13 protein-coding genes are annotated in these 12,995 nt (G+C 69.6%); 7 read left to right on the top strand and 6 right to left on the bottom strand.

Going from position 1 to position 12,995, the window contains the following annotated elements; translation table 11 throughout:
- Window positions 1-88 precede the first annotated feature (88 nt).
- From BLU54_RS01585 to BLU54_RS01560, 6 genes are all read left to right on the top strand, one after another.
- The gene (locus BLU54_RS01585) at window positions 89-1,066 is read left to right on the top strand and encodes an NAD(P)-dependent oxidoreductase (RefSeq protein ID WP_091903867.1); all 978 of its coding nucleotides are present in this window, start codon (window positions 89-91) and stop codon (window positions 1,064-1,066) included.
- Window positions 1,051-2,175 (top strand): LacI family DNA-binding transcriptional regulator, encoded by a 1,125-nt coding sequence (locus tag BLU54_RS01580; RefSeq protein WP_091903865.1) that lies wholly within the window; start codon window positions 1,051-1,053, stop codon window positions 2,173-2,175. Before BLU54_RS01585 ends, BLU54_RS01580 begins: the two co-directional genes overlap by 16 nt.
- A gap of 54 nt (window positions 2,176-2,229) precedes the next feature.
- A complete protein-coding gene (locus tag BLU54_RS01575; protein WP_091903864.1) occupies window positions 2,230-2,670 on the top strand; it encodes a MerR family transcriptional regulator in 441 nt (146 codons plus the stop codon).
- Window positions 2,591-2,998 carry a carboxymuconolactone decarboxylase family protein gene (locus BLU54_RS01570; protein WP_091903863.1) on the top strand — a complete coding sequence of 136 codons (408 nt, stop codon included), beginning with the start codon at window positions 2,591-2,593 and terminating at the stop codon, window positions 2,996-2,998. The genes BLU54_RS01575 and BLU54_RS01570 overlap by 80 nt, the downstream gene beginning before the upstream one ends.
- A gap of 134 nt (window positions 2,999-3,132) precedes the next feature.
- On the top strand, window positions 3,133-4,272 hold the full coding sequence (locus tag BLU54_RS01565) for an HPP family protein (RefSeq protein ID WP_091903861.1): 1,140 nt from the start codon (window positions 3,133-3,135) through the stop codon (window positions 4,270-4,272).
- Between the two features lie 107 nt (window positions 4,273-4,379).
- Window positions 4,380-4,805, top strand: a complete 426-nt coding sequence (locus BLU54_RS01560; RefSeq protein WP_091903859.1) for an HIT family protein — start codon at window positions 4,380-4,382, stop codon at window positions 4,803-4,805.
- 149 nt (window positions 4,806-4,954) lie between these two features.
- Here the strand turns inward: BLU54_RS01560 and BLU54_RS01555 are convergent, their stop codons facing one another.
- A complete protein-coding gene (locus tag BLU54_RS01555) occupies window positions 4,955-5,173 on the bottom strand; it encodes an RNA-binding S4 domain-containing protein (protein WP_091903857.1) in 219 nt (72 codons plus the stop codon).
- Window positions 5,174-5,278: 105 nt separating this feature from the next.
- Here BLU54_RS01555 and BLU54_RS01550 point away from each other — a divergent pair, with 105 nt between their 5' ends.
- Complete coding sequence (locus BLU54_RS01550; protein WP_091903855.1) at window positions 5,279-5,740, top strand: heme-degrading domain-containing protein; 462 nt, start codon at window positions 5,279-5,281, stop codon at window positions 5,738-5,740.
- A 6-nt stretch (window positions 5,741-5,746) separates the two neighbouring features.
- On the opposite strand, the gene BLU54_RS01545 is transcribed toward BLU54_RS01550, so the two are convergent.
- The 5 genes from BLU54_RS01545 to BLU54_RS01525 form a co-directional block, all read right to left on the bottom strand.
- Window positions 5,747-6,778 (bottom strand): diguanylate cyclase, encoded by a 1,032-nt coding sequence (locus BLU54_RS01545; protein WP_407919386.1) that lies wholly within the window; start codon window positions 6,776-6,778, stop codon window positions 5,747-5,749.
- A gap of 165 nt (window positions 6,779-6,943) precedes the next feature.
- Complete coding sequence (gene cheB / locus BLU54_RS01540; protein ID WP_091903854.1) at window positions 6,944-7,990, bottom strand: chemotaxis-specific protein-glutamate methyltransferase CheB; 1,047 nt, start codon at window positions 7,988-7,990, stop codon at window positions 6,944-6,946.
- Entirely contained in the window at window positions 7,987-10,611 is a 2,625-nt protein-coding gene (locus tag BLU54_RS01535) for a hybrid sensor histidine kinase/response regulator (RefSeq protein ID WP_235837740.1), read from the bottom strand. Before BLU54_RS01535 ends, cheB begins: the two co-directional genes overlap by 4 nt.
- On the bottom strand, window positions 10,608-11,498 hold the full coding sequence (locus BLU54_RS01530) for a chemotaxis protein CheW (RefSeq protein WP_091903851.1): 891 nt from the start codon (window positions 11,496-11,498) through the stop codon (window positions 10,608-10,610). The genes BLU54_RS01535 and BLU54_RS01530 overlap by 4 nt, the downstream gene beginning before the upstream one ends.
- Complete coding sequence (locus tag BLU54_RS01525) at window positions 11,495-12,994, bottom strand: CheR family methyltransferase (protein WP_170844975.1); 1,500 nt, start codon at window positions 12,992-12,994, stop codon at window positions 11,495-11,497. Before BLU54_RS01525 ends, BLU54_RS01530 begins: the two co-directional genes overlap by 4 nt.
- Window position 12,995: the final 1 nt, after the last annotated feature.

Below are 12,995 nucleotides of genomic sequence, written 5' to 3'. Positions count from 1 at the left end.
GTCCGGGTGCCGTTGCAAGCATCATCCCGTCTAGCCACCGTGCGCCGCGCATCCGTGCGGCGCGCCTCATCGCCTTCCCTGATCCGTCATGAAACCTCGCATCCTTATCTACCGCGCGCAACCGGACGCCGTCGAGGCCAGGCTGGCCGAGCATTTCTCGATCGAGCGCATCGATGGCCTGCGTGCCAATCCCGACGCACTGGCTGACGCGCTGGCCCAGGTGGACGGTGCGCTGGGTTCGAGCGTGGCCATCGGCGCGGCCGAACTGTCGCGCGCGACGCGGCTGCGCGCCATCGCCACGGTCTCGGTCGGCATCGACAAGTTCGACCTGGCCGCTCTCGACGCGCGCCACGTCGTACTGTCCCATACCCCTGATGTCCTGACCGAAACCACCGCCGACACCGTCTTCGCGCTGGTCCTCGCCACCGCGCGACGCGTGGTCGAGTTGGCCGACTACGTTCGTGCCGGTCGTTGGCAGAAAAGTATCGGCGCGGAACTCTACGGTGTCGATGTGCACCACAAGACCATCGGCATTATCGGACTGGGTCGCATTGGCCAGGCCGTCGCGCGCCGCGCCGCGCTGGGTTTCGGCATGAAGGTGCTGTACCACGGCCGCCACCGCGACGAGACGGCCGAACGCACCTATGGCGCGCGCTTGTGTTCGCTCGACACGCTGCTGGGGGAAGCGGACTTCGTCTGCCTGCAGGTGCCGCTGACCGACGCGACGCGCGGCATGATCGGCAGCCGCGAACTGTCGTTGATGAAGCCGGACGCGATCCTGATCAACGCGTCGCGCGGCGCCGTCATCGATGAAGCCGCCCTGATCGCGGCGCTGACCGAAGGACGCGTCCGCGCCGCGGGGCTGGACGTGTTCGAGCACGAGCCGGTCTCGGCCGACTCGGCGCTGCTGCGACTGCCGAACGTCGTGCCGCTGCCGCACATCGGGTCCGCAACCGAAGAAACGCGCGTGGCGATGGCGATGCAGGCGGCCGACAATCTGATTGCCGCCCTGATCCGCAACGAACTGCCGAACACCGTCAACCCGGCGGCATGGGCCAAGCGTTGAGCGCCCGGGCAGCCAGCGCTCGGGCACCGACCATCGCCGACGTGGCTGCGTCGGCCGGCGTCGGCAAGACCAGTGTGTCGCGCTTCCTCAACGGCGAAACCGACATCCTGTCCGCGGCGATCCGCGAACGCATCGGCGCCGCCATCGCCGAGCTGGGTTACCGGCCGAGCCAGATGGCGCGGGGCTTGCGCGCTGGTCGAACCCGCCTGGTCGGAATGCTCGTCGCCGATCTCGACAATCCCTATTCCGTCGAAGTGATGGGGGGCGTCGAAGCAGCGTGCGGCCGTGCCGGCCTGATGCCGGTGCTCTGCAACGCCGCCAATGCGAGCGAACTCGAGCGCCGCTATCTCGATCTGCTCCAGACATACCGGGTCGACGGCGTGATCGTCAACCCGGTCGGCATGAGCGGCACGGCGTTGCGCCGCGTCGTTTCCGCCGGCACGCCGACCGTGCTGGTCGACCGCCGCCAGAGCGGCCTGAATTGCGACATCGTCGGTCTCGACAATGCGCGGGCTGCCTCGCTGCTGGCCGATCACCTGCTGTCTTCCGGGTTCTCGCGCTACTACTACGTGACCGGTCCGCATACGCGCATCAGCTCGCGGCGCGAACGCGAGGCCGCGCTGCGTCAACGCGTGACCGAAGCGGGGCTGCCATTCGAGACAATCGTCGTGACCCGCGCCGATACGCCCGCGGCGATCGACGCACGGCTTATGCCGGCGTTCGAGGCCAGCGCCCGCGCGCGCGTCGCCATCGTGAGCGGGAATGGCCAGACGATGCTGCTGGTTGCGCTGGCGTTGCAGCGCGCACGCGCCAACCCGCCCGCGGGTCCGGGCGGCGCCGCCGGCGCGCTGCATCCGGGGCTGGCCAGTTTTGACGAACCCGGCTGGCTGCCACTGGCCGTGGATGGCATCACGACCCTGCGCCAGCCCACCGCGGACATCGGCGCGGCCGCCGTCGCGTGCCTCGACGAGCGCATCGGCGGCTATGCGGGCGCGCCGCGGGAACTGCTGTTCGACGCGGTGCTGACCGTGCGCGCGTCCACCGCCGCGGCCGGAGCGCACGCCGCGCCGGCTGCACGACCCTCAAGGATCTCAGCACGCGGCGCTTGACTTCGAGTCCGCTCTAAGTCGCACCATCACGCACAAGATGACAGGACAGCACACGTGAAGATCGGCGAACTTGCACGGCGTACCGGCTTGAGTGCGCATACGCTCCGCTATTACGAACGCATCGGGCTGCTGCCCGCCACGCCTCGCGACGGCGGCGGCCAACGGGACTACAATCCGTCCGTCCTGACGTGGCTCGCCTTTCTGGGTCGCCTGAAACAGACCGGCATGCCAATCCGCGAGATGTTGCGCTATGCGCAGCTGCGCGCGGCCGGGCCTGCCACGTCGGGGCAGCGTCAAGCGTTGCTGACTGTGCATCGGGACGAGGTACGGCAAAGGATCGCGTTACTGCAGGCGGCGCTTGCCGTCCTCGACGACAAGATAGCCGGCTATGCCGGCGCCGCAGGAAGCATCGAACGTGACACACACACAGCAAAGCAAGCCCACCCCGCCCGAAAGCCGCCTCGAACGCGGCCGGCGGATGTTGAACGAGGTTGACGGCGAAGCCGGCGCGCGGGTCGTCGAAGCACTCGCCGACATCGCGCCAGACTTCGCAACCTATCTGCTGGAGTTTCCGTTCGGCGACATCTACGCGCGTCCGGGCCTCGATCTGCGGGCGCGCGAAATTGCGACGATCGCGGCATTGAGCGCGCTCGGCAATGCCGCCCCGCAGTTGCGCGTTCACATTCGTGCCGGTCTCAACGTAGGCATCAGCCGAGAGGAAATCATCGAAACCATCATGCAGATGGCCGTCTACGCCGGTTTCCCCGCCGCGCTCAACGCACTCGCAGTGGCACGCGACGCGTTTGCCGACGATGCACCCTGACGGCGGCGGCGGCTTCATGCTCCCGACCACGCTTCCGACCAGGCGCCCGGCCACGTTCGATGCGGTGCGCGCGCGGCGCCCGATCGGCCGCGCGCAGGCGCTGACGGTGGGCAGGTCAACGAAGGCCGCCCAGCATGGCTGAGCGCACTTTCACGCAAGGTCTGCGCGCCGCGCTCGCGCCCTTCTGGCCGGCAGCGATGCGCGTCGATGCGCGTGAACGCTGGCGCAGCGCCATCGGCGGCGCGATCGGCATCCTGCTCGCCGGCCTGCTCAGCCGTTGGGGCGGCGGCGGCGCCGGCGCCTGGCTGGTCGCGCCGATGGGCGCAAGCGCGGTCCTGGTCTTCGCGGTGCCGGCGAGCCCGCTGGCGCAACCGTGGTCGGTGATCGGCGGCAACTCGCTGTCGGCACTGGTCGGGGCGGTCTGCGCGATGGCGATACCCGACCCGGCGCTGGCCGGCGCGGCCGCGGTCGGCATCGCCATCGGGGTGATGTTCCAGATGCGCTGCCTGCACCCGCCGGGCGGCGCCGCCGCGCTGCTGTGCGCGCTGGGCGCGGTCGGCGTCAAGTTTGTACTGTTTCCGGTGCTCGTGAACTGCCTGCTGCTGACCGCGACGGGCATCGCGTACAACCGCCTGCTGGGGCGCCGCTATCCGCACGTGCCGCATGCGCCGCCCGCGGCGCCGGCGCGCTCGAGCCGCTTCAGCGCGACCGATCTCGATGCAGCGCTCGCGCACTACAATCAAGTGCTCGATGTCAGCCGCGACGACCTCGAAGCGCTGCTGCAATATGCCGAGGCGGCAGCGTATCAGCGTCGCTTCGGCGACCTGCGCTGCGCCGATGTCATGTCGCGCGACCCGCTCGCCGTGCAATTCGGCACGCCGCTCGACGAAGCATGGTCGTTGATGCTCGCTCGCCGCATCAAGGCGCTGCCGGTGATCGACCGCAGCCGCCGCATTGTCGGCATCATCACACGCGCCGACTTTCTCCGCGAGGCCGACCTGGGCCAGCGTGACGGCATCGGTATGCGGCTGCGGCACCTGCTGCGACCGAGCGGTCGCGTGCACGGCGACAAGCCGGAGGTGGTCGGCCAGATCATGACGCGCGAAGTGCGCGTCGCGAGCGTGGACCGGCGCGTCAGCGAGCTGGTGCCGGTCTTCTCGGACGACGGTCACCACCACATTCCGGTCATCGACGGCGAGCAACGCCTGGTTGGCGTGATCACCCAGTCGGATTTCGTGCGCGCGCTCTACCGCGCGGCGGACCCGCGCGACTGACTATCGGCGATACCGCGGCGCGGCCAGAGGAGGCGCCCTGTCGGCTCCGTCGCAGCGTCGCGCCCGCGTATAATCGGGCGCAACCGTTACCAGCCCACGACGACGCCATGAGCTACCAGACAGACAATATCTTCGCGAGGATTCTGCGCGGCGAACTGCCCTGCGTGAAGGTCTACGAGGACGCACACACGATCGCGTTCATGGACATCATGCCGCAAGCGGAAGGCCATCTGCTGGTGATCCCGCGCGAAGGCGCCGCGTCGCTGCTGGACCTGTCGGCCGAGGCCGCGCGCGAGACGATCGTCGTCGTGCAGAAGCTGGCGCGCGCGGCCAAGCAGGCGTTCGACGCGCCAGGCATCCAGGTCGTGCAGATGAACGGCAGCGCCGCCGGGCAGACCGTGTTCCACTGCCATTTCCACGTGATTCCGCGTCAGGAAGATGCGCCGCTGCGGGCGCACGCGACGGAGCCGGTGCCGACCGAACGCCTGGAAGCGCTGGCGCAGAAGGTTCGCGCAGCACTTGCGCAGACCTGAGGCGGGCCGGGTCGCGCCGGGTCGGGAATTCACTGCCCGGATTCGCAAGTGGCCGCAGGGCTGGCTCGGCGCTACCGGCTACCTGCGTGCCGCCGCGTGCAACCGCGCCGCGGCATCCGCACGGCAATGCGGGCGCGTCGCGCGGCAAGTCATGGCGCGGACACCCTTATGCGGGTATCGCCGTAGCCCACCGTCTGCCCGGCGACGATCTTGCGCGTCTTGCGCAACTCGACTTCGCCGTCGACCGTGACTTCACCCTGGGCCACCGCGACCTTGCCCGCGCCGCCGCTCGCCACCAGGCCGGTGACTTTCAGCAGATCGTTCAGCGGGATGAAGTCGCCCCGCAGCATGAATTCAATGCGATTCATCTTTTCTCCTCCACCATTGGGCCGCTTGCGCAGCCCTTGTGCCAACGCACAGCGCGGCCAGCCGCTGCGCTGAACTGCCCGACGCCACGCCACAGGCTTGCGATCATGACCCTCGACGATGAACTGGCCGCGCTGGCCGAGCAGGAAGCCCGGCTCTGTACCCCACCACTCGATGGCGATGCGCTCTGGCGACTTGGCAGCCGGGTCGTGGCGCTCGCGACCCGGCCGGTGACGGTCGAGATCGTGGTCGGCGAGCAGTTGCGCTTCCATTATGCGATGCCGGGCACCACGTCGAGCCACGCGCTGTGGGTGCAACGCAAGGCACGCCTTGCGCGGCACTTCGACCGCGCCTCGTTGTCGGTCGGCCTGCAGTTGCAGCGCGAGGGCAAGTCGCTGAGCGAACGTTTCGGCCTGGATCCGGCTGCCTTCGCGCCCTACGGTGGCGCCGTGCCACTGCGCATCGCCGGCCTCGGTTGCGTCGGCAGCCTGGCAGTGTCGGGCTTGCCGCAGCGCGACGACCATGCGCTGGCCGCCGCCGCCCTGGCCGAATGCCAGGGACTGCACTGAACGCCGTCAGAACACGACCCGATTCTTGCCGCTGCGCTTGGCGCGATACAAGGCGCTGTCGGCCAGCTCGATCAACGGGCAGCGCAACGCGTCGTCCTCCGGCGTCTGCACCGCCACCCCGATGCTGACGGTGAGGATCGACGCGACCTCGGACGCGGCATGCGCAAGGCCGAGTGCCTCTACCGACGTGCGGGTCTTCTCGGCGATCAGGCGCGCACCGAGTTGCGTCGCACCGGGCAGAATCACCGCGAATTCCTCGCCGCCATAGCGCGCCGGCAGATCCGGCGCGCGCTGGCACACCGCGCGCAGCACGCCGGCCACCTGCTTCAGCGCCTCGTCGCCGGCCACGTGACCGTACGTGTCGTTGTAGGACTTGAACGCGTCGACGTCGATCATCAACAGGCCGACCGCGTGACGCTCACGCACCGCGCGCCGCCACTCGACCCCCAGATACTCGTCGAAGTAGCGCCGGTTCGACAGCCCTGTCAAACCGTCCAGGTGAGTCAGCCGCTGCAGTTCAAGATTCATCTCCAGCAGCTTTTGCTGGCTTTCGCGCAGCGCGCGATACGCTTCGTCGCGCTCCAATTGGTTCCGATACGCGCGCGAGTGGTGGCAAACACGCGCGATCAGCTCGATTGCATCGGGCAGCTTGACGAGGTAGTCGTTGGCGCCGGCGGAAAACGCCGCACTCTTGACCGCCGGCTCTTCCTTGGTCGAGAGCACGATGATCGGGATGTCACGAGTGCTCCGGTCCGCGCGATACTGCCTCACCAGGTCGAGGCCGTCGACCCCAGGCATGACGAGGTCCTGCAGGATCACCGTGGCCTTCAGCTGGCGCGCGGCGGCCAGCGCCTGATGCGGATCGGAGACGTAATGGAAGTCGATGGCCGGCTCGCTCGCCAACGCGCGCCGCACGGCCTCCGCGACGAAAGGCTGGTCATCGACCAGCAACACCATTGCGCGGGCTTCAACGTTGGCGTCGCGCAGCGTTGCACGGGCGCCGTGCGGGCTGTCGGCGCGGCTGAGAGGGTCGATCATGACATTGCAATCCGAAGGAGCGGCCCGGCATCACGCCGAAGCTCGTCCTGCGTCGGCCCGCGCGGAACATATTGGCGGGCAGGGAAACGGTGGAGGCAAACCAATTCAGGCGCCATGTTATCGCATTCACCCAGGAAGCGCGGGAAATCCGGCAACAGTGGCGGTCTATCGCCGACCCGCCGCGTACAGCGCGCGCGCCGCCGCGCGCGCGATCCAGTCCAACGGCAGGATTTCGCTGGCGGCATCGAGCTCGGCGGCCGCTTTCGGCATGCCGTAGACCGCCGACGTCTCCTTGTCCTGCGCGATCGTGAAGAAGCCCTTGCGGCGCATCGCGCGCAGGCCCAGTGCGCCGTCGCGGCCCATGCCCGTCAGCAGCACACCAACCGCTTCGCCTTGCCAATGTCGCACGACGCTGTCGAAAAAGACATCGACCGATGGACGATACAAGGCCGCGCGCGGTTCCGGCGTGTACCGCAGCCGGCATCCGGCGTCCAGTTCGAGATGGTCGTTGGTGGCGGCAAGCAAGATTGAGCCAGCGACCGGGGCCTCGCCCGCCTCGGCCACGCGGACCGGCAACGTCGTCTGGGAATCCAGCCACGACGCCATGCCCTCGGCAAAACTGGCATCGACGTGCTGGACGATCACCACCGCCGGCGGTTCGGCACCGCCGGCGACCGTCCTGAGCATCTCTGGCAGGCCGCCGAGAATGCGGGCCAGCGCGCCCGGGCCGCCAGCCGATGCGCCGATCGCCAGTAGCGCCGCCGGCAGCGCACGTGCCTGCGCGCCCGCTACGGGCAGCGCCGCCGGCACCTCGGCGTCACGATGCATCTGCGCGATACGCGCAATCTTTTCCAGCAGTGGCGCGGACGCACGCCCGGCATCGGCGCCGGCGAGCGAAGGCGTGTCGACCGCGTCGAGCGCACCGTAGGCCATCGCGTCGTACACCCTCGGTACGTTCGCGCCGATATCGACCGTCACGATCAGAATCGGGCACGGCGTGGCGGCCATGATGCGGCGCGTCGCTTCCACGCCATCGACGCGGGGCATGATCAGATCCATCAGGATCAGATCTGGTCGATCGAGCGCGCATTGCGCGATGGCGCGCTCGCCGTCCGACGCAACCCAGGCGATCTCGTGACCACCGCGCGCCGTCACTGTCTGAGACAGCGCGGCCACTGCCAGTGGCAAGTCGTTGACGATCGCAATCCTCATTCGAACGCCTCCCCGATCAGGTCGTTCACCGCGTCGAGCAGCCCTGCGTCGTGGAAGCTGCCCTTCGCCAGATAGTAATCTGCCCCGGCCTCCAGACCGCGCTGCCGGTCCTCCTCACGATCCTTGTACGACACGATCATCACCGGCAAGCGGGCCAGCTCCGGCTCGCGCCGCAGCGTCCGGACCAGTTCGATGCCGTCCATCCGTGGCATGTCGACGTCCGTAATGACCAGGTCGAACGCCGTGCCATGCAGCGCATTGAGCGCATCGACGCCGTCGACGGCGACCATCACCGCGTAGCCACGGGAGACCAGCAAGGTGCGTTCCAATTCGCGCACCGTCAGCGAATCGTCGACGACCAGCACACGCTTGGCGCGTGCCACGTCACCTGCCTCCGCAGGTTTGGCGATTTCCTCGAAGCGTCGGGAGGCCGAGAACTTCGCCAGTGAATTCAGCAGGTCGTCGACATCGACGATCAGGACCGGACTGCCGTCGTCGAGCAAGCCGATGGCCGCGACGTCCTCGACCTTGCCGAGGCGCGGATCGAGCGCGTGGACGACGACGGGCCGCTCGCCGACAAAGCCGTCGACCGCCAGCCCATAGGGCGCGTCATCGCCGACGATCAGAATCTGCATCGCGTCGTCGCTGCCGCGGCCGGGCCGCCCGCTCGCCGTCGGCGCGCCGCCCACCCCGCCCAAGACCTGCCGTGCGCTAACCAGCGCAACGCTGCGCCCATCGCGCTCGAAGTGCTCGCGGCCCTCGACTCGCTGCACGCCATCGCGCGGCAGTCGCAACGCGGCCTCCACGCGCGCCAGCGGGAACGCGAACGGGGTCTCGTCGACCTCGGCGATCAGACAGCGCATCACCGAACGCGTCAACGGCAAGACCAGCACGAAGCGCGTGCCCGCGCCACGCGTCTGCACGATACGCAGGATGCCGTGCACTTCGCGAACCATTGCCTGGACCGCGTCCAGGCCGACGCCGCGGCCCGACACGTCGGTGACCGCGTCGCGCAGCGAAAAGCCCGGTAGGAACAGGAATTCGAGCAGCTCCGGCTCGGACAGGCGCGCGGCAACCGAGCGGTCGGCGAGCCCGCGCGCGATCACCCGGCGACGCACTGCCTCCACATCGACACCGCGACCGTCGTCGCTCACCGTAATCTCCAGCGCGCCGGCCCGATGCGCCGCGCTCAACACGATGTGGCCGGCCGCCGGCTTGCCCGCGGCGGCGCGCTCCTCCGGCGGCTCGATGCCGTGGTCCAGCGCGTTGCGTAGCAGGTGACCGAGGGGCGCGTCGAGCATCGACAGGATGTCCCGGTCGACTGGCGTGGCCGTGCCCTCGATGTCGAAGGTCACCGGCTTGCCCAAGGTGCGCGACAGGTCCCGCATCGCACGTGGGTAGGCCGGCGTGAGGTCGCCAAACGGCCGCATCCGCATCGCCAGGGTCTGCTCGTACAAGCGTTCGGCCTGCGCGAACTGGCTGCGCTCGAATGCATCGAAGGCCGCTTGAAAACGAGAAACGGCGGCGGCGTTTTCGTCGATCTGGTCCTGCAACGTCGCAAGGACACCTGCTACCGTCGTCGACAGTGACCCGATCTCGGCGCCATGCGCGCTCGCCGCCGCATCCGAGCTGGCCCGCCCTGGCGGCCCGGCCGCCAATGCGGGTTCGGTATTGAGCGCCTGCCGCAGCGTGGTCAGCGAACGGCGCAAGTCGTGCTGGCGACGATGCAGGGCGGCGAGTTCGAGGCCCAGCGGTGCAAGCCGACGCGTTTCCACCAGCGTCTGCCCGGACAGCGCAAGCAGCCGATCCAGGCGGGCGGCACCGACCCGCAACGTGCGTTCGCCGCTCTTGTCGGCGCTCGCGCCCGGTTCCTTGCCATGCGTCCGGGTGGCGCCCGCCGCGCTGTCTTTCCCGTCGCCGTTCCCCGATCCGGTCGCGCCCGGTCCGTGATTCGCAGCGGCGACGGCGCCGTCAGCGTCCGGCACGGTCGCCGGTTCGGCGTGCGCGTCGATGGGCGCATCGACGTCGACATCCGCAGCCGCCGCGCTTGCCCGGTAGGGCCCCGCAAGCGCTTCGTGTGCTTCGTGCGCTACCGCCCCACCGTCCGGCTCGTCGCGCGCCGGTCTGTCGCCGTCCGATGCCCTCCCGAGCGCTGGGTCGTCCGCTCCGCCTGCGATGCCACCGCCGGCGTCCGGCACGTGATGCGGCGCGCCGGCGCCGCCAGGCGGCAGCGCCGCCGGTGAAGCGAGTGCCGCGATCAACGCCTCGATGCGCTCGGCCGCTGGCGCACGGCCGGGTATGCCGAGCGCGCGCAACTCGTCCACGCAGGCGAACAAGGTGTCGAGATCGCCGGCAACGAGACGGCGGTCGCCGTGCTGGGCAGCGACGAAAGCGTCTTCCATCGCGTGCGCCAGGGCAACGCCGGCATCGACGCCGACGATGCGGGCGGCGCCCTTCAGCGAATGCGCCGCCCGCATGCACGCTTCGAGCGTCACGGCGTCGTCGGGGGCGCGCTCCAGCACCAGCAAACCGTCACTGAGCACCTGCGCCTGTTGTTCGGCTTCCTGCGCGAACAACTCCAGCAGCGACATATTCGAGAAATCCATGCCACCGCCCGTCATCGCAGCCCCCTGGCGATGCCCTCGTTCAGGCGCTCGGCGTCGAGCAGCCCGACCGGACGATCGCGCCACACCGCGGTGGCGAATGCGTAGTGTTGCAGTGCCCGATCCAGCGTTGCGGGCAGACGGTGCAAGGCGCGCACCGTGATCACATCGGCCACTTCATCCACCGCGAGCAGGGTACGGTGCCCGTCGTGCTCGAACACGACGCTCAAGCCGCCCTGCCGCGGACGTTCGGCGATTTCCAACAGGCGCGCCAGGCGCAGCGCCACGGTCGGCGCGCCCGCGACATTGGCAATACCCGGGCGCAAGCCGCCGCGGCGCTTGGCGATCGGCACGATCGGCGGCTCCGGCACCACCTGCGCGATGGCCCGCGCGGACAGGCCCAGCCATTCGTCGCCCACCCGAAACACCAGGAAACGCCCGATGACCGCTGCATCGCCGTCCGCTGCGTCATTCAATGCACCCGTTGATGCACCCGTCGATGCACCCTTTGATGCACCCGTCGATGCACCCGTCGATGCGACATCCGATGCGCCGGCCAGCGCGCCGTCCGCGCCGCTTTCCATGCCCGGTGCACGCGGCACGGTGTCGTCCAGGCCCGGCGCCGCCATATCCACAGGCACGCGGTCCAATAATCGAATCGCCGCGCTGGCGTATACCTCGCAGTTGCGACAGTGAATTGCCTCGGCCAGCCGTTCGCAACTGGCGTCGCCGTAGACGCCGATCCGGTTCCAGCAATCGTCGACCGCCTCGAAGCGCGCTGGCACCGCGTGCATCGCTGGCGTCCCCGCCGTGGCGGGGCGCTCCGCATTCGCCTGCGGGGCACCGCCGCCGCTCGGGCCGCCCTGACCGCCATCGGTGCTGTCGTCGGTAACGTCGACGGTCATTGCTCAACCCCGCTCGCCTGCCCGCCCCCACCCGCCTGCGCTTCGGCGCGTCGGGCCCGACCCAATAAACGCCGCGCGCCGTCGCGGTCGCCGCGCGCCTCCAGACGCGCGCTCAACATCAGGAGGGTGTCGCGATGATTGGCGTCGAGATACAGCGCCTTGCGGTAGCAGTCCAGCGCATCGTCCGCGCGGCCGCGCGCGTCGGCCAGCGCGCCTTTCAGGTAGAACGCATCGGCCGATGGTCCATACGTCGCCAGCGCCTCGCCGAGCGCGGCATCGGCCGCGTCGAGCCGCCCCGCATCCGAGAGCGTCGTCGCGTGGCGTACGGCCGCCGCAACGGCGGTGGCGCCGGGCGACAGCGACGCGGTCGGCCCGCTCGCCGGCCCTGGCTTCGGCATCGCGACTGCCGAGACTGCCGAGACTGCCGATTCAGCGCGCCGGTTTTGCGCAGCCGTCTGCGCGCCGCCGGCACGGGGCGGCGCAAGCGACGCTGCGGTGCCCGCGGGCGGCCGCGGCGCTGGCGCGGCGGCAGGGCGCCCGAGGGCGCCCTGCGCCGCTCCGCCAGGCGCGGCCAGCGCGGCACTTCGGCGCGCGCTGGACAGTGTCGCGGTTTGCCCGCCGCCGAGTCTGGCGCCGGCGTTCGGCACACCGTCGCGACGAACGCCGCCGAAAGGCGTCCGGCGCGGCAGCGCACCGGCCGCGCTTGACCGGAAGAAGCCGAAAGCGCCATGTTCGGCAAGGCTGCGCAGCCCGGCGGCCAACGCCAGACTGCCTTCGGCCGGCCCGACGAACAGCAGGCCATCGTCGGCCAGCCGCTGCGTAAGCGTGTTCAACACGCCGAGCTGGACCTCGCGCGGGAAATAGATCAACACGTTTCGACAGAAGATCGCGTCGAAGCGTTGGCCCGCGCCGAATTCGCGCGCGACCAGATTGCCCACGCCGAAGCGCACCGACGCACGCACCCGGTCGTCGATACGCCAGCCGCCGTCCTGCGGCGTGAAATGGCGGGCGCGGAAGGCCAGGTCGTGCGATCGGAACGCGTTGTTTCCGTAAATTCCCCGACGCGCCATCGCAAGTGCGGCCGCGCTGATGTCGCGCGCATCGATCTCGAATTGCTCGGGAGCGAGTCCGGCATCGAGCAGCGCGATGGCGATCGAGTAGGCTTCCTCGCCCGTCGAACAGGGCGCACACAGGATGTGCAGCGGTCCGTCGCCCGGCCGCCGGATGCGTTGCGGCAAACGTGCCAGCAGCGCGGTAAAGGCACCGGGATGCCGGAAAAACCAGGTCTCGGGAACGACCACCGCCTCGATCAGCGCCTGCAGCTCCGCGGCGTCCGCCGCCAGGACGCGTGCGTATTCGCCGGTCTCGCAGATGTCGCGCGTTTGCATCCGCGCCTGCAACGCGTGACGGACCGCGCTCGGGCCCAACAACGCGGGCTCGAGTCCGGTGGCGCGCTGCAGAATCGTCGCGATGCGGGTGTCGACGGTCGCCGCCATC

Source organism: Chitinasiproducens palmae (assembly GCF_900095735.1).
Lineage (GTDB): Bacteria > Pseudomonadota > Gammaproteobacteria > Burkholderiales > Burkholderiaceae > Chitinasiproducens > Chitinasiproducens palmae.
The sequence above is the reverse complement of the archived record's forward strand: the minus strand, read 5'-3'. Positions and strand labels throughout refer to the sequence as shown.